This is a genomic window from Luteithermobacter gelatinilyticus, from assembly GCF_005849285.1.
Taxonomy (GTDB): domain Bacteria; phylum Pseudomonadota; class Alphaproteobacteria; order Sphingomonadales; family Emcibacteraceae; genus Luteithermobacter; species Luteithermobacter gelatinilyticus.
Window position 1 is genome coordinate 41,140 of sequence record NZ_CP040517.1, and the last position, 25,455, is coordinate 66,594.

General features: G+C 54.7%; 23 protein-coding genes. 13 read left to right on the plus strand and 10 right to left on the minus strand.

Features of this window, described 5'->3' with window-relative positions; genetic code table 11:
* The first annotated feature begins 16 nt into the window (after positions 1 to 16).
* The 3 genes from FE788_RS00200 to bluB all read left to right on the plus strand — a co-directional run bounded on the left by FE788_RS00200 (position 17) and on the right by bluB (position 2,326).
* Positions 17 to 688: a dienelactone hydrolase family protein gene (locus FE788_RS00200; protein WP_138378759.1), complete on the plus strand. Its 672-nt coding sequence runs from the start codon at positions 17 to 19 to the stop codon at positions 686 to 688.
* A 116-nt stretch (positions 689 to 804) separates the two neighbouring features.
* On the plus strand, positions 805 to 1,578 hold the full coding sequence (locus tag FE788_RS00205; protein WP_138378760.1) for an SDR family oxidoreductase: 774 nt from the start codon (positions 805 to 807) through the stop codon (positions 1,576 to 1,578).
* Positions 1,579 to 1,669: 91 nt separating this feature from the next.
* The gene (bluB, locus tag FE788_RS00210; protein ID WP_138378761.1) at positions 1,670 to 2,326 is read left to right on the plus strand and encodes a 5,6-dimethylbenzimidazole synthase; all 657 of its coding nucleotides are present in this window, start codon (positions 1,670 to 1,672) and stop codon (positions 2,324 to 2,326) included.
* Between the two features lie 592 nt (positions 2,327 to 2,918).
* Here the strand turns inward: bluB and FE788_RS00215 are convergent.
* Entirely contained in the window at positions 2,919 to 4,043 is a 1,125-nt protein-coding gene (locus FE788_RS00215; RefSeq protein WP_138378762.1) for a M14 family metallopeptidase, read from the minus strand.
* A gap of 381 nt (positions 4,044 to 4,424) precedes the next feature.
* Between FE788_RS00215 and FE788_RS00220 the strand changes: the two genes are divergently transcribed.
* Complete coding sequence (locus tag FE788_RS00220) at positions 4,425 to 5,972, plus strand: peptide MFS transporter (protein WP_210414044.1); 1,548 nt, start codon at positions 4,425 to 4,427, stop codon at positions 5,970 to 5,972.
* Positions 5,973 to 6,026: 54 nt separating this feature from the next.
* On the opposite strand, the gene FE788_RS00225 is transcribed toward FE788_RS00220, so the two are convergent.
* A complete protein-coding gene (locus FE788_RS00225) occupies positions 6,027 to 7,853 on the minus strand; it encodes an ABC-F family ATP-binding cassette domain-containing protein (protein ID WP_138378763.1) in 1,827 nt (608 codons plus the stop codon).
* Positions 7,854 to 8,049: 196 nt separating this feature from the next.
* Here FE788_RS00225 and msrP point away from each other — a divergent pair, with 196 nt between their 5' ends.
* A complete protein-coding gene (gene msrP, locus FE788_RS00230) occupies positions 8,050 to 9,030 on the plus strand; it encodes a protein-methionine-sulfoxide reductase catalytic subunit MsrP (protein WP_138378764.1) in 981 nt (326 codons plus the stop codon).
* Between the two features lie 2 nt (positions 9,031 to 9,032).
* Positions 9,033 to 9,689, plus strand: coding sequence for a protein-methionine-sulfoxide reductase heme-binding subunit MsrQ (locus FE788_RS00235; RefSeq protein WP_138378765.1), 657 nt, complete (start codon positions 9,033 to 9,035; stop codon positions 9,687 to 9,689).
* Here FE788_RS00235 and FE788_RS00240 read toward each other — a convergent pair.
* The gene (locus FE788_RS00240) at positions 9,653 to 10,354 is read right to left on the minus strand and encodes a hypothetical protein (RefSeq protein WP_138378766.1); all 702 of its coding nucleotides are present in this window, start codon (positions 10,352 to 10,354) and stop codon (positions 9,653 to 9,655) included. The two genes, FE788_RS00235 and FE788_RS00240, sit on opposite strands and share 37 nt — an antisense overlap.
* Before the next feature lie 377 nt (positions 10,355 to 10,731).
* Positions 10,732 to 11,139: a Cd(II)/Pb(II)-responsive transcriptional regulator gene (cadR, locus tag FE788_RS00245; RefSeq protein WP_007148576.1), complete on the minus strand. Its 408-nt coding sequence runs from the start codon at positions 11,137 to 11,139 to the stop codon at positions 10,732 to 10,734.
* 95 nt (positions 11,140 to 11,234) lie between these two features.
* On the opposite strand from cadR, the gene FE788_RS00250 reads away from it, so the two are divergent.
* The 5 genes from FE788_RS00250 to FE788_RS00275 all read left to right on the plus strand — a co-directional run bounded on the left by FE788_RS00250 (position 11,235) and on the right by FE788_RS00275 (position 15,572).
* Positions 11,235 to 12,131 carry a cation efflux transmembrane domain-containing protein gene (locus tag FE788_RS00250; protein ID WP_138378767.1) on the plus strand — a complete coding sequence of 299 codons (897 nt, stop codon included), beginning with the start codon at positions 11,235 to 11,237 and terminating at the stop codon, positions 12,129 to 12,131.
* 3 nt (positions 12,132 to 12,134) lie between these two features.
* A complete protein-coding gene (lspA, locus tag FE788_RS00255; protein WP_003821921.1) occupies positions 12,135 to 12,647 on the plus strand; it encodes a signal peptidase II in 513 nt (170 codons plus the stop codon).
* Between the two features lie 21 nt (positions 12,648 to 12,668).
* Positions 12,669 to 13,958, plus strand: coding sequence for an ISL3-like element ISPpu12 family transposase (locus FE788_RS00260; protein ID WP_138378768.1), 1,290 nt, complete (start codon positions 12,669 to 12,671; stop codon positions 13,956 to 13,958).
* A 218-nt stretch (positions 13,959 to 14,176) separates the two neighbouring features.
* Complete coding sequence (locus FE788_RS00270) at positions 14,177 to 15,067, plus strand: polysaccharide deacetylase family protein (protein WP_138378769.1); 891 nt, start codon at positions 14,177 to 14,179, stop codon at positions 15,065 to 15,067.
* 85 nt (positions 15,068 to 15,152) lie between these two features.
* Positions 15,153 to 15,572, plus strand: coding sequence for a secondary thiamine-phosphate synthase enzyme YjbQ (locus FE788_RS00275; RefSeq protein WP_138378770.1), 420 nt, complete (start codon positions 15,153 to 15,155; stop codon positions 15,570 to 15,572).
* A 46-nt stretch (positions 15,573 to 15,618) separates the two neighbouring features.
* Here FE788_RS00275 and FE788_RS00280 read toward each other — a convergent pair whose 3' ends face one another.
* Together FE788_RS00280 and FE788_RS00285 are read right to left on the minus strand one after the other, a co-directional pair.
* Complete coding sequence (locus FE788_RS00280; RefSeq protein ID WP_168190194.1) at positions 15,619 to 16,632, minus strand: DUF481 domain-containing protein; 1,014 nt, start codon at positions 16,630 to 16,632, stop codon at positions 15,619 to 15,621.
* Positions 16,633 to 16,752: 120 nt separating this feature from the next.
* Entirely contained in the window at positions 16,753 to 17,343 is a 591-nt protein-coding gene (locus tag FE788_RS00285) for a YceI family protein (RefSeq protein ID WP_138378772.1), read from the minus strand.
* Positions 17,344 to 17,942: 599 nt separating this feature from the next.
* Here FE788_RS00285 and FE788_RS00290 point away from each other — a divergent pair.
* Together FE788_RS00290 and FE788_RS00295 are read left to right on the plus strand one after the other, a co-directional pair.
* Positions 17,943 to 18,401: a MarR family winged helix-turn-helix transcriptional regulator gene (locus tag FE788_RS00290; RefSeq protein ID WP_168190195.1), complete on the plus strand. Its 459-nt coding sequence runs from the start codon at positions 17,943 to 17,945 to the stop codon at positions 18,399 to 18,401.
* Positions 18,402 to 18,823: 422 nt separating this feature from the next.
* Complete coding sequence (locus FE788_RS00295) at positions 18,824 to 19,420, plus strand: class I SAM-dependent methyltransferase (protein WP_138378774.1); 597 nt, start codon at positions 18,824 to 18,826, stop codon at positions 19,418 to 19,420.
* Between the two features lie 347 nt (positions 19,421 to 19,767).
* On the opposite strand, the gene FE788_RS00300 is transcribed toward FE788_RS00295, so the two are convergent.
* From FE788_RS00300 to FE788_RS00315, 4 genes are read right to left on the minus strand one after another with little or no spacing between them, the layout of a single operon-like run.
* Positions 19,768 to 21,921 carry a 3-hydroxyacyl-CoA dehydrogenase NAD-binding domain-containing protein gene (locus tag FE788_RS00300; protein ID WP_138378775.1) on the minus strand — a complete coding sequence of 718 codons (2,154 nt, stop codon included), beginning with the start codon at positions 21,919 to 21,921 and terminating at the stop codon, positions 19,768 to 19,770.
* Between the two features lie 12 nt (positions 21,922 to 21,933).
* On the minus strand, positions 21,934 to 23,139 hold the full coding sequence (locus tag FE788_RS00305; RefSeq protein ID WP_138378776.1) for an acetyl-CoA C-acetyltransferase: 1,206 nt from the start codon (positions 23,137 to 23,139) through the stop codon (positions 21,934 to 21,936).
* Between the two features lie 24 nt (positions 23,140 to 23,163).
* Positions 23,164 to 24,954, minus strand: a complete 1,791-nt coding sequence (locus FE788_RS00310) for an acyl-CoA dehydrogenase C-terminal domain-containing protein (RefSeq protein ID WP_138378777.1) — start codon at positions 24,952 to 24,954, stop codon at positions 23,164 to 23,166.
* The gene (locus tag FE788_RS00315) at positions 24,941 to 25,360 is read right to left on the minus strand and encodes a MerR family transcriptional regulator (RefSeq protein WP_138378778.1); all 420 of its coding nucleotides are present in this window, start codon (positions 25,358 to 25,360) and stop codon (positions 24,941 to 24,943) included. Before FE788_RS00315 ends, FE788_RS00310 begins: the two co-directional genes overlap by 14 nt.
* Positions 25,361 to 25,455: the final 95 nt, after the last annotated feature.

The following is a 25,455-nucleotide window of genomic DNA, read 5'->3' on the forward strand; positions in this document are numbered from 1 at the left end:
CAGACAGGAGGACAAGATGGGAGACTTTATCGAACTGGTTGCTGAGGATGGCCATCATTTCGATGTTTATCAGGCGTTACCGGATGGCAGCGCCCGGGGCGGCATTATCCTGTTGCAGGAAATTTTCGGGGTCAACCGCCATATCCAGGCCCTGGCGGACGGCTATGCCGCGGAAGGATACGCGGTGTTGGCGCCGGCGCTCTATGACCGGATCGAAAAAAAACTCTGTCTGTCCTATGCGGATTTTGCCCGGGCGCGGGAATATAAATTCGCAACCCCGGATGAGGTGGCGCTTCAGGATATTACCACCTGTTTCGAGGCGCTGGCTCCATATGGCCGGCGGGCCACGATTGGATATTGCTGGGGCGGTTATTTGTCTTTCATGGCGGCGTGTCATCTGAATCTGGAATGTGCCGTGGTCTATTACGGCGGCGGCATCACCGGCCAGAGGGAACGCAAACCCCGCTGTCCGGTGCTGTACCATTTCGGCGAGCGGGACCAGATCATCACCGTGGGAGATGTGGAAAAAATCCGCCAGAGCCAGAAGGCCCTTGGAGCAGACGCGATTTTCCATATTTACGACGGCGCCGATCACGGATTTGTTTGTGACGAGCGGGGCAGTTATGATCCCAAAGCTGCCGCCCTGTCCAGAAAACGCACCCTGGATTTTCTGAAGACACATTTATAAGAGCTCCCGGTATAAGAGCTGCCGGACTTTTTGAGAGCGGGAGATGGGGCCTGGCTTTTTTGATCCCGCCGCGATACAGTTTTCAAACGATTGTTTGGGTTAGGGAGAATGGCAACATGAAAACTCTTTTTGACATTTCCGGCAAAACGGCGGTGATTACCGGTGGCTCGCGCGGCATCGGGGCCATGATTGCCCGCGGGTTTGTGGAAAACGGGGTCAGAACCTATATCTGTTCGCGCAAGGAGGAGCAGGTCAGAAAAACCGTCGAGGAGCTTTCGGCCTATGGCACCTGTATCGGTCTCAAGGCGGATCTGTCCACCTATGAGGGGGTGGTGGCCTTTGCCGAGGCCATCAAGGAACGGGAACAGCGTCTCGATATTCTGGTCAATAATGCAGGGGCCGCCTGGGGGGCGCCGTTTGAGGACTTCCCGGAAAGCGGCTGGGACAAGGTGATGGATGTGAATGTGAAGGGGGTGTTTTTCCTGACCCAGAAGCTGTTTCCGTTGCTCAGGGCTGCGGGGCGGCATGAAGATCCGGCGCGGGTGGTCAATATTGCCAGCGTGGATGGACAGCATGTTCCGGATCCGGAAACCTATAGCTACTCTGCCAGCAAGGCGGCGGTGATTCATATGACCCGGGTGCTCGCCAAACGTCTGGCGGCGGATCATATCAATGTCACGGCCATTGCGCCGGGCCCGTTCCCCAGCGCCATGACCAAGGGTCTGTTTGAGGCGGTGGGCACCGATAAAATCATCCGCGAAGTGCCTCGCGGGCGAATCGGAGAACCGGAGGATATGGCGGGAGCGGCCATTTACCTGTGCAGCCGGGCCGGATCCTATGTGACGGGCGCGACGTTGACGGTGGATGGCGGCTGGGCCACGACGGTATAGCGGCCTTGGTATCTTTCAGGACACCCGGCGCGAAATGAACAAGGTGCGGATAATATTTGGCTCTGATGCGGGCTTACGGTAAAAAAGAGGTATGACAAAAAAATCCCGATCTTCACCGCCGGTTTTCGACCAGGAGTTTCTCGACAAACTGGATGAGTTGTATATCTGGCGGCGTGACGTCAGACATTTCAAACCCGATCCCCTGGAAGAGGGATTGCTGGATGATATCCTCGACCGGGCCTGTCTGGCGCCGTCCGTGGGCAACAGTCAGCCCTGGCGTTTTGTCAGTGTGGAAAGCCCGGAGCGCCGCCGCCAGATCATCGAGGATTTCAGCGACTGCAATCAGGCGGCCTTGCAGGATTATGAGGGGGAAAAAGCCAAACTTTATGCCTCGTTGAAGTTGGCCGGGCTCAAGGAGGCGCCGGTGCATCTGGCGATTTTTGTGGACCGGGACGTTCAGGAAGGGGCGGGGCTCGGCCGCAAGACCATGCCTGAAATGCTCAATTATTCTGTGGCCGGCGCGGTTGTGGCGTTGTGGCTCCAGGCGCGGGCGCGTGGAGTGGGAATGGGCTGGGTGTCGATCCTGCATCCTGACAAGGTGCATGAAATTCTTGATGTGCCCGACAGCTGGGACCTGGTGGCCTATATGTGTGTGGGCTATCCGGCGGAAGAAAACGATACACCAGAACTGGAACGAGTCGGTTGGCAACCCCGCACCGCCGCCAGCCGCAAACTGCATATCCGGTAGACTGTTTTGTGAAGGCGTTCCTGTGAGAAGACATTTAGAGCCTTCTGGTCTCCTCTGAAATTGTGGCCCTCTGAAATTGTGGATTGCTGCGTTGCTGTTGCGCGTTGCAATGACGTTAAAGGGAAACGTCATCCACACGTCATCCACTAGAGTGAATTGTGAAGAGGTTGGCTCAATTCTGTTGGCGGATTGTGGCTTGGCCGTACCGCCAGTATGGCCGGCGCCAAACCCCTGGCTCCTGAACCAGACCTGACCGGCAGAATGGGTCAACCTCTTCACAATTCACTCTATGTTTGAGGTTTTCGTCCCGAAGAGCCTGCATCATCGTGAGCTCCCGAAGTTCCCTTTCGTCGCTCCCGCGCAGGCGGGAGCCCAGAGTCCTTTTTAAGAGTCCTTTTTAAGAGTCTTTTCAAATAAAGCCCTTCCGGACGACAAGCCGGGCGGAACATCTTTGGGGAGGGGCTGGATTGCCGCCTTCGCGGCAATGACGCAGGAGAGGTGGCAAGGACAATGACGGGGAAGCGCAAGGAAGGGGAAACGTCATCGCACCCCCCGAAGGGGGCGATCCACAGGGGGGCTGCTTCCCGCGTCCTTACAGCCGATCAATGATGGCCCACAGGGCATCCAGGGTGGAACGGCCGAGTTTTTGTGCCCGTTCCGGGGACCAGCCGCTTTCCGGGTATGGTGTTTCCACCGTATCCTTGAACGGCATTTCCAGGGTCATGGCAACGGCATTATAACGGAAGGCGAGCTGGTTGGTGGCCATGCTGAGATCCGCTGTGCCGGGCGCCGATTTGGGATAGCCTTTTTCGGTCTGGAAATCAGGATTGAGGCGCGCCAGTTCCTTCTGGAAGTCATAGGCCAGGTCAAGCTGGGATTCGTTAATGTCGGGAATACCTTCGAAACAGGCGATGAAGTTATAGGGCAGGGCTTCGTCCCCGTGCACATCCAGTACCAGATCCATGCCGGTTTCATCCATCTTGCCGCGCACGTAAAATACTTCGGGGCTGTGATCCAGGGAGGGGTCATGCCATTCGCGGTTGAGATTACGCCCCACGGCATTGGTGCGCAGATGTCCCCGGCGGCTGCCGTCGGGATTCATGTTGGGCACCGCATAGAAGACACATTTTTTCAATAATTCCCGGCTGACCGGGTCCGTATCGTCCAGCAGCCTTTCGAGAAAACCTTCCATGAACCATTCGGCCATGGTTTCACCGGGATGCTGGCGGGCAATGATCCAGATAACTTTTTTGTTGCTATCGCTCTCACCGATGGTCAGAAGATCCATATCCTGCCCATCCACCGTTTCCCCGATAGAATGCAGGGCGACCTGCTCATGACGGGCACAGCGGGCGATCAGGTCGTGATGCCGTTCCATGCTGTAGGGGGCGAAATAGGCATAATAAACACAGTCGGTTTCCGGGACATGCTGGATCGTGAGGGTGCCGTTTTTATAAACCGTGCTGACCCGGAACCAGTTCTCCCGGTCATAGGAGGCCACGGCCTGATAATTTTCCCAACCCTCGGGATAGGCGGCGTCGGCCACCTCCTCGATGCTGAGCGCACATAGCTGGCCTTTGGCGCCAGTCATGCGGAAATAAAACCACTGAAAAAAATCGGACTGATTGTCCTTGCGGATCCGCAGGCGGATATTCTGCGGATTTTCCGCCTCGATAACCTCGATATTGCCGCCGTCGAAATTACTGCTGATCTTCATTTCTGTGCCCCTCAAAAAAAAGAATGCCAGTTTACTCTATCCGGTTTCATTTATACGGATCAAGCAGGCCGGCTGTAAACTGCTGAAATGCGTGTTTTTGAGTGGACTCTTTTGTCATTACCATTGGCCCCTGTGCGTGAGAGCGGTTGTTTTCAAGAACTGCCATGAGAACAGATGCGGAAAATTCTGTATAAAATTTTCGCATAGGACAGCAGATCGGAATAATCTGCTGTTTTGCGCTGTCGGTGGGTTAAGGCAGATGACAGATAATATCTTTTCTGCCAAACTGTGCGCTTTCAATCGCCGAGATTAAGAAAAATTAGGGATGAGAATGTCAGATATGGCAGTTTATGTGAACGACAATAGCAAGGAGATCAGGACATGACCGATATAGCTGATGATCTGCATACCGGGTCGCAGAAACGTGAGCTTATGGGCCATCCGATTGGTCTCGCCGTGTGTTTCCTCACTGAAATGTGGGAACGGTTTTCCTATTACGGCATGCGTACTATTCTGGTGCTGTATATGGTGAAATACCATATGTTCAGCACTGAAAAAGCCAGCATGATTTACGGGGCCTATTCCGGTCTTGTCTATATGATGCCCATTATTGGCGGATTTTTGGCGGACCGTTATCTAGGCAGCCGCAAAGCGGTTGTATATGGTGCTTTCCTGCTGGTAGCGGGGCATGGCATGATGGCATTTCACGGCCCGAAAGCCTATCTGGACGGTGATGTGGTCGTCCGCAGCGAGTTTTACCTCAATATCTTTTTTCTTTCCCTGGCGCTGATCATTACCGGGGTCGGATTCCTGAAAGCGAATATTTCCACCATTGTGGGGGCGTTGTACGGGCCGAACGATCCCCGTCGGGATGGCGGTTTCTCCATTTTCTATATGGGCATTAATCTGGGGTCCGTGCTGGCGACCGTTATTGTCGGGTATGTGGGCGAAACCTATGGCTGGAACTGGGGTTTCGGAATTGCCGGCATTGGGATGCTGTTCGGGCTTCTGGTGTTCCTGGGGGGGCAGGCGTTGCTGGAAGGCCGGGCCGAGCCAACCCGGCCCGAAGTACTGAAGGAAAAGAGCCCCATTGGCCTGACCAAGGAAAACACCATTTATCTGGGCGGTCTGGGTCTTGTGATCATCAACTGGATCTTCATGCAGTATCAGAGCCTGGTGGGACAGATTCTCGGCGTGTCGGGGGTAGCGATGATTTCGATCATCCTCTTTTATGCCTTTACCAAATGTCTCAAGGAAGAGCGGGACCGGTTGCTGGTTGCTTGTTTCCTGATCGCGGTTCAGGCGGTGTTCTGGGCCCTGTTCGAACAGCAGGCTGCAAGCCTGACTCTGCTGGCGGATCAGCAGTTCGATCTGAATGTGTTCGGATTCAGTCTGCTGGCGTCACAGGTGCAGTTCCTCAATCCGGCTCTGATTGTTATATTGGCGCCGATGATGGCGTGGCTGTGGGTGGCGTTGTCTGAAAAGGGCTGGGAGCCCTCAACGCCCGGTAAATTCGGTCTCGCCATGTTGCTGATTGGTCTGGGATATGTGGTGTTTGCCTGGGGCATGGGTCTTGATGACAGCACCGCAAAGAACTTCATGTGGCTGGTGTTCATTTATCTGTCGCTGACAGTGGCCGAGCTATGCCTGAGCCCGGTAGGGCTGTCCATGGTGACCAAACTCAGCGTGCCGCAGATTGTCGGCATGATGATGGGCACATGGTTCCTGTTTTCGGCCATGGGCAATTATGTGGCCGGCTGGATCAGTTCGCTCACCGGCAGTGGCGGCCACGGCGCCGACGCCGGCAAGTTGGACGTGATGGCCACGATGGAGGTCTATACCAATATCGGTCTGATCAGTATCGGCGTGGGTGTGTTTATCCTGCTTTTGACCCCGCTTCTGAGAAAGGCCATGCACGGGGTGCATTAAACTTTCGAAGAGGGGGATCTGACAAAATGCTGCGCCTATGTTGCGCAGCATTTTTTATGGCCCGTCCATTTCTTCCCGCAGAAGCTCCAGTTCAAGCCATTCTTCTTCGATTGCGGCAAGGTTGTTCTGGCATTTTTCCAGTTCTTTGGTGAGCAAGGCAAAACCATCCGGATCCCTGGCATAGAACCCCGGATCTGCCAGCGTGGTTTCGATTTTGGCAATCCGCTTTTCCAGCGTCGCCATTTCCTCCGGAAGCTGTTGCAGGCGGAGCTGATGTTTGTAACTGAGTTTTTTGCTGCTGCGGGCCGTCGGTTTTTGAGGGGGGGTCTTGCCGCTAGGGGAACCGGGCCTCATCCGGTCGGCCGGTGATGCCTGGGGGGCTGGATCGGGGGATTTGCGTTGTCGCAAATAATCGCTGTAGCCGCCGGCATATTCGGTTACCTGACCATTGCCTTCCATGACTATAGTCGAGGTGACGGTGCGATCAAGAAAATCCCGGTCATGGCTGACCAGAAGCACAGTGCCGTCATAGTCGCTGAGGACCTCCTGCAAGAGGTCCAGCGTATCCATATCCAGATCGTTGGTCGGCTCGTCCAGGATCAGCAGGTTGGTGGGGTGGGCCAAGGTCTTGGCAAGCAAAAGCCGATTGCGTTCCCCGCCGGACAGCGCCCCTACCGGGGTGTGGGCCTGAGATGCATCAAACAGGAAATCTTTCATATAGGAAATGATGTGTTTGGACGCGCCGCGAACCATAATGTGATCGCCGCCGTCGCTTAAGGTTTCCCAGACCGTGTCGGTGTCCTTCAACAGGCTGCGGCGCTGGTCCAGATAGGTGGCCTCCAGATGGGTGCCCAGTTTGACGGTGCCGCTGTCGGGGGCCAGTTCCCCGGTCAGAATTTTCAACAGGGTGGATTTTCCCGCCCCGTTGGGACCAATGATCCCGATGCGGTCGCCGCGCAGGATGCGGAGGGAAAAATCCTTGAGAATGACTTTGTCGCCAAAGGCCTTGCTGACCTTGCGGGCTTCGATCACCTTGCGGCCGCTGACCTTGCCGCTGTAGGCTTCCAGTTTGACCTGGCCTACCTCACGGATTTGCCGGGCGCGCTGTTCTCGCAGGGCGTTGAGCGCGCGCATACGGCCCATATTGCGTTTGCGCCGGGCGGTGATGCCCTTGTGTGACCATTCGGTTTCTTTTTCAATCAGTTTGTCGAGTTTTTCCCGTTCTCCCCGCTCTTGGTCAAGGATGGTTTCCGCCCAGTCTTCAAAATGCGCAAATCCCTTGTCAAGACGGCGCACCCGGCCCCGGTCCAGCCAGAAAGTAGTGGTGGTAAGATGTGACAGGAAAGCGCGGTCATGGCTGATGATCACCAGTGCCCCGCGATACTCCTTCACCCTGGTTTCTAGCCATTCGATGGTGGCAATATCCAGATGGTTGGTGGGTTCGTCCAGCAGCAGGATGTCCGCTTCGCTTACCAGGATGCGGGCAATGGCCGCGCGCCGTCGTTCCCCGCCGGAAAGGTTTCTGGTGGCGAGAGTGGGATCAAGACCGATTTCGGCCAGAATAATATCGGCTTGATACAGATCGTCCCGCGAAGCTTCCGGCAGACCTGCGGCCACATAATCCCGAACTGTTTCATGGGAGGACAGATCCGGGTCCTGATCCAGATAGGCGATATGGGTGCCGGGCTGGACAAAACGTTCGCCGCTGTCGGCGTCCACCGTGCCGTGAATAACTTTCATCAGGGTGGATTTGCCGGAGCCGTTCCGGCCCACCAGACAGATCCGGTCCCGTTCACCGATGGCAAGGCTGACCCCGTCAAACAGCGGATGGGGGCCGTATCGAAGGGCAATATCCTGTAAGATCAGCAGCGGCGGGCTCATACTCTCTCCTGTTCAATTCTGCCTTCGTGATGCCCGAATTCAGTAATTTTCGCAAGCCATAACATGATCTCCCGAAATTGTGATCGGCTGTTAATGGCACAGGTCGGCGGGGCAAATTATGGTATGCTTAGAAAGGGAATACTAGAATGAATTGTGCATAGATTGACCCATTTGCAATTCACTCTAAAGGAAAGACATGCTGATCAAGATCGTGAAAAGCTCTGACCTATTGGAAAACGAGGTGACCCCCCGGGATATTTACCTCACCCGCCGCAATTTCCTGCGCGATGTGGGCCGGATTGGTCTGATGGGCGGAAGCCTGGCGGGCGGGGCGGCGGCCGGTCTGATGCCGGCAGCGGGACGGGCCGAAGGGCGAGGGAAGAAGCTGTCTGGGGTGACGAAGAATCCGCTCTATGATCCTGGGGAGGCGTTGACCGCCTATAAGGCGGTGACCGGCTATAATAATTTCTACGAATTGGGCACCGGCAAGGAAGACCCGCGGAAGAATGCCCCTTATCTCAAACCCCGGCCTTGGGCCGTGCGCATTGATGGGCTGGTGAACAAGGCGGGAGATTATGATGTGGATGATTTGATCGGCCGTTTCCCGCTGGAGGAGCGCATCTATCGCCTGCGCTGTGTGGAAGCCTGGTCCATGGTGATTCCGTGGGTGGGGTTTCCGCTGGCGGATCTGATCCGCTGGCTAGAGCCGCAATCGGGGGCGAAATATGTGCGGTTTGAAACGCTTTATGATCCTGACCAGATGCCGGGGCAGAACCGTCGGGTTATCCCCTGGCCTTATGTGGAAGGGTTGCGTCTGGATGAGGCGCTCAATCCGCTCAGCCTGATGGCGGTGGGGCTTTATGGGGAAGTTCTGCCGGGCCAGAACGGGGCGCCGCTGCGGTTGGTGGTGCCCTGGAAATACGGGTTTAAAAGCATTAAATCCATTGTCCGCCTCAGTTTCACCGACCGGCAGCCGCAAAACAGCTGGCAGCGTCTTGCGCCCCGGGAATACGGCTTTTACGCCAATGTGAACCCGGCGGTGGATCATCCGCGCTGGTCGCAGGCCCGGGAACGGCGCATTGGCGAATTTTTTCGTCGGGACACGCTGCCCTTTAACGGGTATGGCGAAGAGGTGGCGCATCTGTATCGGGATATGGATCCCAGGACACTTTATTGATCATGAAAGCCTATGGGACATATCTGCAACTGGGCCTGCATGTGCTGGCGCTGCTGCCGTTGCTCTGGCTTCTTTGGCAGGTGGGGCTGCTGCTGAATGTCCAGGCTCATGCGCTGACCGCCAATCCCTTTCAATATGTCAATCAATATACCGGGGACTGGGCGATCCGGTTTTTGCTGCTAAGCCTTGCGATCACGCCGCTGCGCCGGGCCTTGAAACAGAACTGGTTGATCCGGTGGCGGCGGCCGCTGGGGCTGTATGCGTTTGTTTACGCCCTGCTGCATCTGACAAATTACCTTGTACTGGATCATTTTTTCGACTGGGCGGTGATCTGGAAGGATCTGGTGAAACGACCGGCCATGATGCTGGGGATGGTGGCTTTTGTGCTGCTTCTGCCGCTGGCGGCGACCTCCACAAAAACCATGATCCGCCGGCTCGGGCGCCTCTGGTCCCGGCTGCACCGGCTGGTATACCTGATCGCTGCCCTGGCGGTGGGGCATCATCTGATGATGGTCAAGGCGGACCTGCGGGAGCCGCTGATCCACCTGGCGATATTAAGTTTTCTGCTGGTGTTGCGTTTTTACAGGATCATATCAACAGGCCCCAAAAGAACCCTCCCCGACTACCTATCAGCTAAAAATAATGAATTAGGTTTATAAACGCCATAGAGGGCGAAACAAGCCATGCCCAGTCCGAATAGAAACTCACGTACTTCCGTAATATTATTCAGGGGTGTAACCCCTGTGGCGGGATTCCAGACCAGATAATATTTTCCATAAATATAGCTGCCCAAGAACAGCAGGCTAAATTGCAGAGGGCAAACCGGGAATGCAAATTTCTGAAACAGGGCTTTGCCTCGTGCGGATAATGCCAGTAGTGGAAAAACAATGCCGGTCAAAAGTATCATGAGGGACAAATAGCGGTATTTACCGCCGAAGGCGGCGTTGACGAGAGCAATATTATGAAGATTAAATTCCTGCTGTTCATTTATTTTGCTTAACGATTCAGGAGTATTGAAATCAAAAATCCGCTGCCCCCAGCTGATTTCCTCCCCAAAGAAAACAAACATCAGCACTGCCCAGCTTAAAATCATAAAATATGACCATCGGGAACCTGACTGCTTCAGATACGTTGATTTCCAGGCGACAATAAAGAAGCCCGCGCTCGAAATGAGAAAAAACACAGCAGAGATATTCTCTATAACGCCATCCTCCGTTCCATATAGGCTTAGTGTTTCTGGTGAAAGTTCGGTCCATAAAATGAACAATGTGATGATCAGTAAACTGAAAACAGTACCTTTGAGAACAGAGTTTCCCTTCCCCATTATTTGGCCCCACCTTTTAGTTGCAAAAATATGACAATCACATTAACATCGTATTAAAAAATATTCTATAATAGATTAAGGGTAGTAGAGAATTTTGCCGAGGGGTGTGTATCAGCCTAAGAAGCTAAATAGTAAAGTTAAATAAAGAATAGCATGGTTCTTTAGGGGATTTAGCGGTATGTCACTCTCTCTTAAGTGATTTATCTGTTAAAATCCTGCCCTTAGTATTGGGTGTAAGGTTGGGGGAATGCGTTATCTGAAAATACTAGTTCTTTATATAGCAAAATATAGGGTAAGCGGATTAAATGGTTGATCTTACCTTTGCATGAGAGTGAGACAGACCGGCATCTCATCGGATTATCTGGTTGATGCTTCACCTACTGCTGGTGCATGTTTCCTTCGCTAATTCCAGCAAGAACCCCACACGCCTCAACTTCCCGGTCATCGTTGCAACTCGCTCTCAGTGAAACGAGTTGTTTCTCAAGCGCTTGCAGAGCGGTTATCTGCGACCGCACATGAGAGATGTGATCATCGAGCAAGGTGTTGACGGCGGTACAAGGCTGATGAGGGTCGTCCTGATAGCTCTGTAGTTCGTGAATCTCAGCCAGTGACAGGCCCAGGATTCTGCAGCGACGGATGAAGGCCAGCCCCTCACCATGCTTCTCGGTATAGACACGGTAACCGTTGTCCTGCCGATCAGGCGGCGGCAACAAGCCCTGCTGTTCATAGAAGCGGATCGTCTGTGTTTCGACCCCTACCAACTGCGCCAACTGACCAATGCGCATCAGCCTCCTCCCCAACGGATTCTTTACTCTATTGACCTTATAGTAGCTTTATAGTTTTAAATGGTACCACAACATTGTTCAAGTGGAGTCGTATCATGAGCAAATCCTGTGGTGGCGCCTGTGGCGGTGATGCAACGTCCGCAGCGGATACCGATATACAGGCCTCCTCCGAGGCGCCAGGGAGATGGGTCAGTGTTTATGCCGTGCCGAAGATGGACTGTCCATCAGAAGAACGAATGATTCGCCTAGCCCTGAACGGCTTTGAGGAGATTCGGGCGCTGTCCTTCGACTTGTCGAACCGCCGGCTGAAGGTCGTGCATGACGGCGAGGTCGAGCCCGTCACCTCGAAACTGAAGACCTTGGGGCTAGGCGCCTCGCTTCAGGAAACCGTCGCTGCAAATCCGGAGACCATCAAGGCCGCCGAGTTTTCGGCAGCTTCTGCTAAGCAAGAATCCGGGACCCTGCGCTGGTTGCTCGGCATCAATGCACTTCTGTTCGTGGTGGAAATGACTGCCGGTCTGATCGCCCGGTCCACCGGCCTGATTGGAGAATCCCTGGACAATTTTGCCGATGCGGCGGTGTACGGGCTTGCCCTTTATGCGGTTGGACATAGCGTGAAAATGCAGGTACGTGCCGCGCATCTTGCTGGTGTACTGCAACTGATCTTGGCTGTGGGCGTGCTCGTAGAGGTGGTGAGACGCTTTGTATTCGGTAGTGAGCCTGAATCGCTGGTGATGATGGCTATCGCATTCCTCGCATTGATTGCCAATACCAGTTGTCTGCTGCTCATATCCAAACATCGGGAAGGCGGGGCGCACATGAAGGCAAGCTGGATATTCTCGGCCAACGACGTGGTGATCAACCTGGGGGTCATCACCGCCGGCGCCCTGGTCGCGTGGACCGGTTCCAATTATCCGGATCTGATTATCGGCACCATCGCGGGGGGCATTGTACTTAACGGTGCCAGACGCATTTTGGCGTTGAAGGGTTAAATAATGCTCATTATTGGCAAAAAGCTCTCGCCGTATGCCCTATTGTCCATATCGGGCCTGCTGGCAGCGTCTGATCAGGCTGTAAAGTGGCTGGTGCAGCAATCAATGGCCTATGGCGAGTATGTTTCGGTGACCCCGTTCTTTAACTGGGTGCACCTATGGAACACCGGTGCCGCATTCAGTCTTTTTGCGAATGGTGGAGGCTGGCAGCGCTACTTTTTTATCGGAATCGCGGTAGTGGTCTCGATTTTTCTGATCAAGCTGATCCTTGAAAATCGTCATAAAGGAGAAGCCATCGCTTACAGTCTTATCCTCGGTGGCGCCATGGGCAACCTGATTGACCGGGTCTTTCGCGGCTATGTTGTGGATTCCTTTGATTTCTATTGGCGAGACTGGCATTGGCCGGCCTTCAACCTGGCTGATATTGCAATTGTCCTCGGTGCCTTACTTTTCGTTTCCAGCAGCTTGTTGGGTAAAAAAGCAAACACCAATGCCGAGTCGGATGGATCTGACTGACACCTACGCCTATACAACACCATGACCGAACTTCCCGACAACATCCTTCACCTGCCGCAATACCAAGTACTGGGCTGCAAATCAACCGACGACGAAATGCACTTCCAGGTGGACGTGCCCGATCCCATCGCCTGCGAGGAATGCGGCGTGCAGGGTGAGTTCGTACGGTTCGGCAAGCGTGACGTTCCCTATCGTGATCTGCCCATCCACGGCAAGCGGGTCACTCTCTGGGTGGTCCGCCGCCGATACACCTGCCGGGCCTGCAAGACAACATTCAGGCCCCAGCTACCGGAGATGGTGGACGGATTCCGTATGACACTGCGGCTGCATGAGTACGTGGAGAAGGAATCCTTCAACCACCCCTACACCTTTGTGGCGGCACAGACCGGCCTGGACGAGAAGACGGTGCGCGACATCTTCAACGCCCGCGCCGAGTTCCTGGGGCGCTGGCACCGCTTCGAGACGCCCCGCATCCTGGGCATTGACGAGCTATACCTGAACAAGCGCTACCGCTGCATTCTGACCAACATTGAGGAGCGAACCCTGCTCGACCTGCTGGCCACCCGCCGCCAGGACGTGGTGACCAACTACCTGATGAATCTGAAAGACCGGCAGAAGGTCGAGATCGTCAGCATGGACATGTGGAACCCCTACCGGGCAGCGGTCAAGGCTGTGCTGCCCCAGGCCCGTATCGTGGTCGATAAGTTCCATGTGGTGCGCATGGCCAACGATGCCCTAGAGAGAGTGCGCAAGGGCCTCAGAAAGGAGCTGAAACCGTCCCAGAGCCGGACTCTCAAGGGAGACCGGAAAATCCTGCTGAAACGCGCTCACGAAGTCTCAGACCGGGAGCGCCTCATCATGGAGACCTGGACAGGCGCGTTCCCGCAACTGCTGGCCGCCTACGAGCACAAGGAGCGCTTCTACGGCATCTGGGACGCCACCACACGGCTCCAGGCAGAAGCCGCCCTGGACGAGTGGATAGCCACCATCCCGAAGGGCCAAAAGGAAGTCTGGAGCGATCTGGTCAGGGCAGTGGGAAACTGGCGCGAAGAGACCATGACCTACTTCGAGACGGACATGCCCGTCACCAACGCTTACACGGAGTCCATCAACCGACTGGCCAAGGACAAGAACCGTGAAGGGCGCGGTTACTCCTTCGAGGTGATGCGGGCACGAATGCTCTACACCACGAAGCACAAGAAGAAGGCACCGACTGCGAAGGTCTCTCCTTTCTACAAGAAAACCATCGGTTACGGACTGCCGGACTTCGCAGAGGAACTCAACTACGGAGTCGATCTATCAACCATCTGAGGGTGGTATCAGATTGATGGGGTGAAGGTGCCCCATCAACCATTAAATCCGTATACCCAAAATATACAGGTCTGTTTTACGTCGCGCGGTTTTGTACAAGAAAAGGCCTCAGGATCCTGTGTTATCATGGTTTTGCCCTGGATGATGAGCATTTGTTTCATCCCAAATTGTTTATTTCTGAAAACGTTTTTCGACGGCGGCTGGAGAAAATCTCACGAATGGGGTTTTCAGTCTTAAAACTGGATGATGCTGTAAAGCTCATGCAAGAAGACCGTCTACCGCCTCATAGTCTGGTACTAACAGTGGATGATGGTTGGCAGGGGGTGGAAAATATCGCGTGGCCATTATTGCGGCAATATGGTTTCGACTGGACCCTTTATGTCACCACATATTATGTGGAAAAACAGCTGCCGGTCAATAATATCCTGCTTCTCTATCTTTTCTGGAAAACAACACGACAGAAAGTGGATTTCTCTGATTTCACCGGAAAGCTACCTCAGGATTTTGTTGCATATCCACATGTGGTTTCGGAAGATCTGGTATCCCGTCTTGTACGGTATGCCGATAGCCTGCCCACAGCTGTAGACAGGCAGGCCTTTGTTAACTATGTTGCGATCAAGCTGGGACTTGATCCAAAAAACATAGAACAAAAGCGGTTATTTTATCTTATTGACCAACAGGTGCTTTATGACATGCACCGGTCTGGTGTGGATATTCAACTGCATACACATCGACATAATTTGGGGGGAGTATGCAGGGAGACAATGTTTCGGGAACTCCGCGACAATCGGGACAGCATTGCAAAAATCTGTTCGCATCGGCCGACGCATTTCTGCTATCCAAGCGGGTTTTATAAAAAAGAGCATCTGGAATGGCTGTCGGATTGGGGGATGGCTTCTGCCACCACCTGTAAGGCGGGATTAAATTACCCCCATACAAATCCCCTAGAATTAAACCGTTTTCTGGATGGGGAAAACATCTCTGAAATTGAATTTGAAGCAGAACTGTCCGGATTTGCGGAAGTTTTGCGCTATCTAAAGAACGGCAGATGGCTGGTCCCTTGGTTTCGAAAAAAGCAACAGCCCTTGGGTTATGCGGCTGGGGAGTAAAAACGTTTTTTTATTGGTCATATCTGGGGGAAAGAGCAACGACACGGCGTTGTCTTTTCGGGAGAGGATGGGCTAGAATACCAGCATGAAACAGATGACGCATATTCTGTCTGTCGACAGCGGCGGCACCGGGCTTTATGACATCACCCGCGAGGTGAAACGCTGGGTTTGCGATCAGGGCGTACGGGACGGGTTGCTGACCTTGTTTGTGCGCCATACCTCGGCGTCGCTGGTGATTCAGGAAAATGCCGATCCGGACGTGATGCGCGATCTTGAGGATTTTTTCCGCAAGCTTGTGCCGGAAGACAATCGTCTTTACCGTCATGTGGCGGAAGGGCCGGACGATATGCCGGCCCATATCAAATCGGCCCTGACCCAGACCCAGCTCAGCATCCCTTTGATGGGCGGGGAACTGATGCTTGGCACCTGGCAGGGCGTTTACCTGTTTGAGCATCGCGCCCGCCCCCACCGGCGCAGCATTGCGCTGCATCTGATGGGGACATAGGGCGGCGGGCGCGTCATCGCCACCTCAGCCGGATATCATACGGCGGTTAAAAATCATACAGTAGACCGGCGCGGGCGATCAGGTCCGTGGTGTCCCGGTCTGTGGGCGCATCCCGGTCATACAGGATATCAAAGGAAAATTTGCTGCTCAGCGCGCCGTTGATTTTGACTTTGAGCGCTGTTTTATTTTCCGCGACCAGCAGATTGCCGAAATAGACGTTACTCTCGTTGCTCAGATCGCTGCGTTCGTTGATCATCCAAGTGAAATTGCTGCTGGCAAAGGCATTCACCTCCCGGTCAAAATCTTCTCCGGCCAGTTCCTTGGTCCACAGAATACTGGGGCCGCCTTCTACGTCCCATTGATAGGTGTCGTTTTCAAAGACCCGATAACCGGCACCCATCGACAGGGTAAACCTTTCGCGGAAAGCCCCGAACTGATCGTTTTTGTAGCCTAGGAAGCCGGACAGGAACATACGTTGCGAAAAGTCATAATCCAGTTTGTAGGACAGCCCCCAGGTCTGTTTGTCCTTGACGCCTGAGCTTTTGTTAAAGTCGAAAAATCCCTTGAAGGTGCTGTGATAACGCCCATTATCGCGGGTCATTTTCCCGCCAAGGCCGAAGGATTGCTGATCCGTGTTCCCGGAACTGACCAGAAGATTCAGGTCCGCTTCGCCGTCCCAGCCCTTGAAATGGAAAAACGGATACTGGGCTTCGGGGATGCGTTCTTCGACCACAGTAATCGGTTCGGGCGCGGGGGGCGCCTCACCAGGAGTCATTTGCGAGGACGGGTGTGGCCTCAGGGCCTCGGCGGCGCTCAACAAGGCGTCTTTTTTATCTGGATTGGCGGCAATGGCCAGCTCCAGTACGGTTTGGAAATGTTGTCCCCCGTCCCGCGCGGCGGCCTGGGCCAGGATTTCCAGAATGGCCGGGTCCACCCGTTGGTCTTCGGAGATCAGTTGGTCTTCGGTTTGGGCCCCTGCGGGTAATGAGAGGGGGAAGGACAGCAGGGCGCATCCGCCGAGGAAACAGGACAAAAGGGTTTGAGGGGTAAGTTTTGGCATAATCTGTGTCTTTCTCACCTGCAAATTATCAACGACAGTATATCTACGGTACATATAACGTTTGGCCGACCTCAAAGCCTTATGTCTTCGAGGTCCGGTATTTTGAAAGAATATTCGGGGTCAGTCTTTCTGATAGGTCAGATAGAAACTGATGGGGACGGCGGTGCTGATGGACGGCAGGCCGGCAAGCTCCTGTAACTTGAGAAGTCCGGAAAGTAAACCGAAATTTTCCGCATCCAGAAAAATCAGTTCATGGGGCAGCACCATGACCCGGTCTTTCGCAAGGCGCACGACACGAAGTTCGCTCTCAATGGCCCGCTCTGTCCCATGCAGCGACAGGGTAAAGGTGGTGTCAATCACAAGGCTTTCCCCCGGGGCAAGTTTTTCAAACTCCGCCAGATCAATGGTGCCCCGCAGCGTGGCCAGCGGGAAGCGATCGGTCTGCCACAAATATTTTCTGATGCGGTCGTTACGGATGTCGATCCAGGTTTCCACGGAAGACAGATCAATGGTCAGCGTGATGGTGCCGTTTGTGCTGATCCGACTATCTATATTGGTAAAGTGATTGACCTCCCCGATGGTGTTTTTCTTGATGGAACCAAAGGACAGATGGGAATTTTCCGCCTCAAGCACCCAGTCGGCTCGGGCAAGGGAGGCGGTCAGGACAACAAAGAGAAGGCAGAAAATGAAAAAAAGAGGAAACTTTTGCATGTCGGGGCCCTGTTGCAGTTGATGATGCCGTCTTTTTGGGGACAACTTATCGTTCGGTTTTCTCGAATTCAAGACATCGCTGAAAAATTACGGCCTGAACTATATCAAAATATACTATGCGATATATCAAAATATATTAAAGGATATTAAAAGAACTGCGCGGACGGGATTTCCGGGTAGAAATTTATCACCACCCCCTCCCTGCAATCAAGGATACAGGCATACAATACCCTTCTTCCGCTCTTTCCATATTGTTTCCGTAAGGAAAACTGTTGCGATCGTTCGGAGGAAGCGGGGGTAAACGGGGAGACAGGACACGGCCGGGATTTGCCTTGGGGTTTGTATTGATCGTGCTGTCGGCTGTTTTCGTGGGTCAACCTCTTCACAATTCACTCTAATAATATGAATGGGGTTAATATGAATGGGGTTGACATACCCGGGCACTTCCTTAATATTAGCCTTGATATTAGTTAGGCTAACTAATTTTATTTGATCGTGGCCCAATATAAGATATAAGGGGTATGAGATAAGGGGTCCCGATCCCTAAAACCAGATCAGAAAAAAGGATGACGTTTTCCAACCAAAGGAGTGTGGGGTATATGATGTCTCTCGGTCAGGCCCTCGATCATGTGCAAAGATATTTGGCCCGGCGCTGGCAGGCGGAACGCAGCCTGCGCCCCCTGACTTTCAGTGAATATGATTACCTGAAATCTGTGGAAAGATTGGAGCAGATCTATCATCATGAGCATCAAGGAGAGAAACGGGACTTTCATGGGCAAGGGGCACATCTGTCCCAACTGGCCGAAACTCTGCAGGTGCAACGGGCCTCTGCCAGTACGATGGTTAAAAAGCTGGAAGAACGAGGGTTGATTGAAAGAGTACGATGCCAATATGACTCCCGGGCCTGGCATATTTTACTGACCCGCGACGGACGGGACCTTCTGGAAAAGGAAAGTCGGGTTTATGATTTGGTGGCGCATGAAATCCAGGATTTGCTCACGCCGGAGGAGGGGGTGAAACTGACGGCTCTTCTGACGAAAGTCTGCCGAAACCTGTGATCTGGCCCCGCTGGCTCGTCCAAGATCAGCAAGTTGGTGAAATCGTGAACTCTGGTGTGGTTTTTCAATGCGAAGTTCCCAGGCTGTATGACATCAACCCAGGCTATATGACATCAACAAGGACAGGACCGTCAAATTCATCACACCAGATCCAATAAGCATAAGGGACCGGGCGGGCCGTAATAAGGGCGTGGCTTCGCGTAAATTGTGGTGAGAGTCGCGCTAAAGTTTTTCAACCACATACAAACACTGACGAAAGGAAAGAGATCAAAGGGAACATGTTATGACTTTTAAAGTTAGTTAGCCTTACTAACCTAAATAATTCACGAGATGGCCGTTTACAACGCGAGAGTTAAGGCGGCGAGAGTTAAGGCAGTGAGATTAAGGACAGTGAGATTTAAGAATTTAAGATAGGGGAACCCATGACCAACAGAAACTGGAAAGCATTTTGGCAGGAATATTATGAAGCTTGTGACGAGGTCTGGACCAAACCGGATGATTTTTTGATGCAGGAAGTGCGGACTCTCAAACCGGGTCGGGCGCTGGATCTTGGCGCGGGTCAGGGCGCGGATAGCATTGCCCTGGCGCAACAGGGATGGCAGGTCACAGCGGTGGATTTTAGTGCGGCGGCGATCCGGGATCTCGCGCGCGCTGCGGCACAAGCGGGGGTCAGGATCACCACCCATATCGGGGATATTCTGGATTTTTCTTCGCCCAAAAAATTCGATCTGATTTATCTGTGTTTTATTCATTTACCCAAAGCCGACCGCACCCGCCTTCTGGCCCAGATCGGGGATCTTCTGGTGCCGGGTGGGGTGGTGCTGTATATCGGCCTGACCGGGGTTGATTTTGAGGATCAGGCCGCACAAGAGGATCTTTTTGCGCCGGCTGAGGAGATAGCCGGGCTGCTCCAAGGGCTGGAGATTGAAAAAACCGAAACCCGCCGCCGGAAGATGGACATTCCGGGGCACAGTTTCGAAGCAGACGGTGTGGTGGTGCGGGCCCGCCGGCGGCCATGAACTCTCCGACGTGTGGCTAACATTCTGGGGACGGATATTAGATTAGTTAGGCAAACTAACTTAATATCCGTCTTAATATCCGTTGATCAGGATTCAGGGATTCAATCAATGCCTTCGGCCAGGGAGTCATTGTTGCCCGTGCAGCTGTTGTTGCATGTAGTTGTCACCCGCCGCTGCTGTCGCGCGGGGGCCAGGAGAGATCAACAAGGAGAGATCAACAAGGAGGGAGTAAAAAAAGAAGGGTCGAAAAGGAGCGGCAAAGAAAAAAGGGTAAAGAGGGAAAAAAGGGCGAAAAGGGGGTTGAGACCCTTTCCGCCCGAAAGTTGCGCAGTAGACAGCACGAAAAATCAGCTATAGAACTTTTCGCCCTTGGCGACTTTTTCTTTCAGAAGCTTGGGCGGGGTATAATGAGCCCCGTAGCGGGCCGCCAGTGCCTCACAATCTTCGAGGAATTTCTTGGGCCCGATGGTGTCCACCATACTTAAGGGGCCGCCGGTCCAGGGCGCAAAGCCCCAGCCGAAAATGGCCCCGATATCCGCATCTTCCGGGGCCAGCAGCACCCCTTCCTCAAGGCAGCGGATCACTTCGATGGCCTGGCGGTACATCAGCCGCTTGGTCACCTCTTCCGGCGCGGGTTGTTGATCTTTCAGCGGGAACAGTTCAGCAAGCCCCGGCCAGAGATATTTTTTGCCGCCCTCGGGATATTCATAAAAGCCGTGGCCGTTCTTTTTGCCTTTGCGGCCCAGCTCCTTATAGAGTTTTTCCACCACCGCGTCCGCCGGCTGGGCCACATAAGCCTCGCCAAGGGCTTTTTTGGTGGCTTCGGTCACATGATAGCTGAGCTCCAGGCTGACCTCGTCGCCCACCGCCAGCGGCCCCACAGCCATGCCGGCATAAACCCCGCAGTTTTCAATAAGCGCCGGGGCAATGCCTTCGGCCACCATATTGCCGGCTTCCTGCACATAGGTGGCAAAACAGCGGCTGGTGTAAAAGCCGCGGCTGTCATTGACCACGATCGGGGTTTTCTTGATCTGGGCCACATAGTCCAGGGCCTTGGCGAGCGCCGCATCCCCGGTTTTTTTGCCCATAATGATCTCCACCAGCGGCATTTTGTCCACCGGCGAGAAGAAATGAATGCCGATGAACTGATCTTCGCGCTGGCTGGCCTTGGCCAGTTCGGTGATCGGCAGGGTGGAGGTGTTGGAGCCGTAAATACAGCTTTCCGGCACCACCGCTTCCGTCTTGGCGGTTACATCTGCCTTCACGTCCATATCTTCAAGGACCGCTTCAATAATCAGGTCACAGCCTTCAAGATCCGCATAATCGGTGGTCGGTTTGATCCGGGCGAGAATTTCATCGGCCTTTTCCGGGCTCATTTTCTTGCGTTTAACCGCCTTGTCCAGCAGCCCCCGGGAATAGTCCTTGCCTTTTTCGGCGGCTTCCTGGGTCACGTCCAACAAGATGACCTCGATCCCGGCCCGGGCAGAGACATAGGCGATCCCCGCCCCCATCATGCCCGCGCCCAGCATACCGAGCTTTCTGGTCGGCATTTTCGGTTGGTCCTTGGGCCGGCGAATGCCTTTTTCCGCGGCCTGTTTGTTGACAAACAGCGTGCGGATCATGTTGGGGGCCACGTCGCCCCTAAGCAGATCGACAAAATATTTGCTCTCGACTGCAAGCGCCTTGTCCATGGGAAGCTGGTGGCCTTCATAAACACAACTCAGGATGTTGATGGCGGCCGGATAGTTCCCCTTGGTTTCCTTTTTGGTCATGGCGGTGGCGCCAATAAAGGTCTGCACGATATTGGGGTCATAAACGCCCTGGCCGCCAGGGATCTTGAATTTCTTGCTGTCCCAGGGCTGTTCCGCCTTGCCGCCGTCGAGAATCCATTTTTTCGCTGCCGGGATAATTTCGGCTTCCGGCACCACCTGCTGGATGACCCCGAAGGCCAATGCCTGCTGTGGTTTCATATTCTTGCCCTGTAGCAGATATTGCAGGGCCATCTGAACCCCCATCAGCCGCGGCAACCGCTGTGTGCCCCCGCCGCCCGGCAGCAGGCCGACCATCACCTCCGGCAGGCCCAGATTGAGTTTCGGGTTGTCCGCTACTACCCGGTGATGACAGGCCAGCACAATTTCCAATCCGCCGCCCATGGCGAGACCATTCACGGCCGCCGCCACCGGCTTGCCGCAGGTTTCCAGGTCCCGCAGCATTTTGTTGAGCCGAAACGCCTTAGCAAACATTTCCTCCGGGCTCATGCTGTCGCGGTTCTGGGTGAGAGAGAGCAGCATGCCGAGATCGGCACCGGCCACAAAGGAGCCTTCCTTGGCCGAAGTGATGACAGCCCCCTTGATGGCGTCATCTTCGGAAATCTTGCGGATCAGCGCCTCCATGTCGTCCATGAAGGCTTCGGTGATCACATTCATGGATTTACCCGGCACGTCAATGCTGAGGAGGGCGATACCGTCCTGATCCAGATCGAATTTGATGGTATTTGTCATGTCCTGTCCTCCTTAAAGCCGTTCAATGATGGTCGCCGTGGCCATGCCGCCGGCGACACAGAGGGTGGCCAGTGCGGTGGCCTTGCCGGTGCGTTCCAGCTCGTCCAGCGCGGTGCCCAGGATCATCGCCCCGGTGGCGCCCAGCGGATGCCCCATGGCAATGGCGCCGCCATTGACGTTGACCTGTTCCGGGGTCAGTTCCATTTCCTGGCAGAAGCGCAATACCACAGAGGCGAAGGCTTCATTGACCTCCCAGACGTCAATATTTTCCTTGACCATGCCGGCGCGCTTGAGCGCCTTGCGGGCCGCCGCCCCCGGCCCGGACAGCATGATCGTGGGGTCGATGCCCACATCGGCAAAGGAGATCAGCCGGGCCCGGGGTTTCAGGCCCAGTTTTTCGCCCATTTCGCGGCTGCCGATCAGCATGCCGGCGGCGCCGTCCACAATGCCGGAACTGTTGCCGGCGTGGTGAACGTGGTTCATGCGTTCCAGCAGCGGGTATTTTTGCAGCGCCACACTGTCAAATCCTATCTCGCCCATATCCACAAAGGACGGTTTGAGACCAGCGAGATCCTCGGCCGTGGTCTCGGGGCGCATATATTCGTCTCGGTCCAGCAGGGTGATGCCCAGCTGATCCTTGATGGGGATGACGGAATTGGCAAAATGGCCCTGATCCCAGGCCGCCTTGGCCCGTTTCTGGCTGAGCAGGGCATAGGCATCGCAATCCTCGCGGCTGAAGCCGTATTTGGTGGCGATCAGGTCGGCGCTGATGCCCTGAAGCACAAATCCCACTTTGTTGCTGACCTGCGGATCAAACAGCCAGGCCCCGCCGTCAAATCCCATCTGCACCCGCGACATGCTTTCCACGCCACCGGCCAGCATAAGATCGGCCTGGCCGGCCATAACCCGTGCGGCGGCATAGTTGACCGCCACCAGCGCCGAGGCGCAGAAGCGGTTCACATGCATGCCCGGTACGGAATCGCCGTAATCAGCCATATAGGCGGCAAAGCGGCCGACATTGCCGCCCTGTTCGCCGACCGCGGTCACGCAGCCGGCGATCACGTCGTCCACCAGCGCCGGGTCGAACCCGTTGCGTTCCTTCAGGGCCCGCAAAACCTGGGAGAGCAGATTGACAGGCGTCACTTCGTGCAGGCTGCCGTCTTTTTTGCCCCGTCCGCGGGGACTTCTCACATGGTCGTAAATATAGGCTTCTGCCATTGTCTTTATCCTCCGTGTTGGGCCTTAAAAGGCCTCTGCGTCAAGAGCCATGACCGGGTCGGCGCCCGCTTCCACCTTCACTCTGAGGGCGGCGGTCTCCGGCAGGATGTTGGTGAAATAGAAGTCGGCTGTGATCAGCTTGTTTTTCAGGAAGGTTTCGTCCCCTTCCCCTTTGCTGATCATTTCCTTGGCTTTTCTGGCCATATCGGCCCAGAAATAGCCAAGGGTCACCAGCGCCATCAGATTGAGGTAATAATGCGCTGCGGCACCGGCATTGTCAGGGTTGCTCATACCGTTCTGCATCAGCCACATGGTGGCGGCCTGAAGCCGTCCCAAAGCTTTTTCCAGTGACTCCATATAAGATTTCAGTTCGGCATTGCCCTTGTTTTCCTCGATCAGTTTCTGGATCATGGCGAAATAGGCTTTTACCGGCTCCCCTCCCTTGGCCGGCAGCTTGCGGCCGATCAGGTCCATGGCCTGTACCCCGTTGGTGCCTTCATAGATGGGGGCGATGCGGCTGTCGCGCAGGAACTGTTCCATGCCCCATTCCCGGATATAGCCGTGGCCGCCGAAACACTGTAATGCCCGGCTGGCGGACTCCACGCCCTGATCGGTCAGATAGGATTTGATCACCGGGGTGAGCAGGGCCACCAGGTCGTCGGCCCGTTCGCGAACCTTTTCGTCGGGATGATGATGGGACAGGTCGATCTGCACCCCGGTCCACAACGCCAGCGCCCGGGCCCCTTCAATGAAGGCGCGGTTGGTCATCAACATGCGCCGCACGTCCGGATGCACAATGATAGGATCGGCTTTGGAATCCGGGTTCTTGGGGCCGGTGAGCGCGCGGCCCTGAAGGCGGTCGCGGGCATAGGCGGCGGCGTTCTGCTGGGCCACCTCGGCGATGGCAAGTCCCTGCAGCCCCACGCCGAGACGGGCTTCGTTCATCATCGTGAACATGGCGCGCATGCCCTTGTTTTCTTCACCGATCAGATAACCGGTGGCGCCGTCATAGTTCAGCACGCAGGTGGCGTTGGAATGAATGCCCATTTTTTTCTCGATGGAGCCACAGGACACGCCGTTGCGTTCGCCCAAGGAGCCATCTTCATTGACCCGGAATTTCGGCACGATAAACAGGCTGATACCCTTGGTGCCTTCCGGTGCCCCGGTAATCCGGGCCAGGACCAGATGGACAATGTTTTCCGTCAGATCATGTTCGCCGGCAGAAATAAAAATTTTGGTGCCGGTGATCTTGTACGTGCCGTCGGGCTGAGGCTCGGCCTTGGTACGCAACAGCCCCAGATCGGTGCCGCAATGGGGTTCGGTCAGATTCATGGTGGCGGACCATTCCCCGCTATAGAGTTTCGGCAGATACAGCGCCTTTTGTTCCTCTGTGCCCCAGGCATGAATGGTTTCGGTGGCGCCTTTGGTCAGGCCCGGATACATGGCCAGTCCCCAGTTGGCGGCAATCATCATTTCACTTATGGCCAGGCCCAGGGTCTGCGGCAGGCCCTGGCCACCATATTCTGGATCGCCGGTCAGTCCCTGCCAGCCGCCCTCCACATATTGCCGGTAGGCGTCCTTGAATCCCTTGGGGGTGGTTACCACGCCATTTTCCCAATGGCAGCCTTCTTCGTCGCCGGACTGGTTCAGCGGCTGGAAGACATTTTCCGTCAGTTTGGCCGCCTCGTCCAGAATGGCGTCGACCATATCCGGACTGGCTTCCTGAAAGGTCGGCAGATTATTGTATTGCTGCAGGTTAAGAAAATCATGCAGCAGGAATTTCATATCCTTAAGAGGGGCATTATAGCTGGGCATGGTGTTTGTCTCCTATAGGCTTCACATTCTGTTCTTCCATCCAGGCTTCGATCATCTGGACAATCTCATTCAGTTGGTGCAGCGTGTCATCAATGTCTTTTTTCTGCTGTTCCAAAGTGGCGATTTTCTTGCGGCAGGCTTCCAGCGTGATCTGACTTTGTTTGAACTTGCCGCCCTCCTGGTAATACAGGTCCAGAACCTCGCGAATTTCCGCCAGGGAAAACCCGACCCGCTTGCCGCGCAGGATCCACACCAGGCGGGCCCGGTCGGCATTGGAATAGATCCGGGTCTGTCCGTCGCGTTTCGGAAAAAGCAGCTTGTGGTCCTCATAAAATCTCAGGGTGCGCGGCGTGATGCCGAACTCTTCTGATAATTCCGAAATGCTGTAGGTTTTTTTTTCGCTCATAATGCGTCTTTTATATCCCGTATATGTGCCGTCTTCTGTCCCCCACGGTGGTCTCCGACGCTCAGCATCAGGACTTGGGAGCCATGTCCGGCGTC

Bases quoted from the DNA above. Each gene is read 5' to 3' on its own strand.
- FE788_RS00220 (WP_210414044.1), top strand. From the start codon at position 4,425: ATGACCGATATAGCTGATGATCTGCATACCGGGTCGCAGAAACGTGAG.
- FE788_RS00285 (WP_138378772.1), bottom strand. From the start codon at position 17,343: ATGCAAAAGTTTCCTCTTTTTTTCATTTTCTGCCTTCTCTTTGTTGTC.
- FE788_RS00235 (WP_138378765.1), top strand. From the start codon at position 9,033: ATGAAAGCCTATGGGACATATCTGCAACTGGGCCTGCATGTGCTGGCG.
- FE788_RS00270 (WP_138378769.1), top strand. From the start codon at position 14,177: ATGGGGTTTTCAGTCTTAAAACTGGATGATGCTGTAAAGCTCATGCAA.
- bluB (WP_138378761.1), top strand. From the start codon at position 1,670: ATGACAAAAAAATCCCGATCTTCACCGCCGGTTTTCGACCAGGAGTTT.
- FE788_RS00300 (WP_138378775.1), bottom strand. From the start codon at position 21,921: ATGACAAATACCATCAAATTCGATCTGGATCAGGACGGTATCGCCCTC.
- FE788_RS00315 (WP_138378778.1), bottom strand. From the start codon at position 25,360: ATGAGCGAAAAAAAAACCTACAGCATTTCGGAATTATCAGAAGAGTTC.
- FE788_RS00310 (WP_138378777.1), bottom strand. From the start codon at position 24,954: ATGCCCAGCTATAATGCCCCTCTTAAGGATATGAAATTCCTGCTGCAT.
- FE788_RS00240 (WP_138378766.1), bottom strand. From the start codon at position 10,354: ATGGGGAAGGGAAACTCTGTTCTCAAAGGTACTGTTTTCAGTTTACTG.
- msrP (WP_138378764.1), top strand. From the start codon at position 8,050: ATGCTGATCAAGATCGTGAAAAGCTCTGACCTATTGGAAAACGAGGTG.
- FE788_RS00290 (WP_168190195.1), top strand. From the start codon at position 17,943: ATGATGTCTCTCGGTCAGGCCCTCGATCATGTGCAAAGATATTTGGCC.
- FE788_RS00250 (WP_138378767.1), top strand. From the start codon at position 11,235: ATGAGCAAATCCTGTGGTGGCGCCTGTGGCGGTGATGCAACGTCCGCA.
- FE788_RS00275 (WP_138378770.1), top strand. From the start codon at position 15,153: ATGAAACAGATGACGCATATTCTGTCTGTCGACAGCGGCGGCACCGGG.
- FE788_RS00200 (WP_138378759.1), top strand. From the start codon at position 17: ATGGGAGACTTTATCGAACTGGTTGCTGAGGATGGCCATCATTTCGAT.
- cadR (WP_007148576.1), bottom strand. From the start codon at position 11,139: ATGCGCATTGGTCAGTTGGCGCAGTTGGTAGGGGTCGAAACACAGACG.
- FE788_RS00205 (WP_138378760.1), top strand. From the start codon at position 805: ATGAAAACTCTTTTTGACATTTCCGGCAAAACGGCGGTGATTACCGGT.
- FE788_RS00260 (WP_138378768.1), top strand. From the start codon at position 12,669: ATGACCGAACTTCCCGACAACATCCTTCACCTGCCGCAATACCAAGTA.
- lspA (WP_003821921.1), top strand. From the start codon at position 12,135: ATGCTCATTATTGGCAAAAAGCTCTCGCCGTATGCCCTATTGTCCATA.
- FE788_RS00280 (WP_168190194.1), bottom strand. From the start codon at position 16,632: ATGCCAAAACTTACCCCTCAAACCCTTTTGTCCTGTTTCCTCGGCGGA.
- FE788_RS00305 (WP_138378776.1), bottom strand. From the start codon at position 23,139: ATGGCAGAAGCCTATATTTACGACCATGTGAGAAGTCCCCGCGGACGG.
- FE788_RS00295 (WP_138378774.1), top strand. From the start codon at position 18,824: ATGACCAACAGAAACTGGAAAGCATTTTGGCAGGAATATTATGAAGCT.
- FE788_RS00225 (WP_138378763.1), bottom strand. From the start codon at position 7,853: ATGAGCCCGCCGCTGCTGATCTTACAGGATATTGCCCTTCGATACGGC.
- FE788_RS00215 (WP_138378762.1), bottom strand. From the start codon at position 4,043: ATGAAGATCAGCAGTAATTTCGACGGCGGCAATATCGAGGTTATCGAG.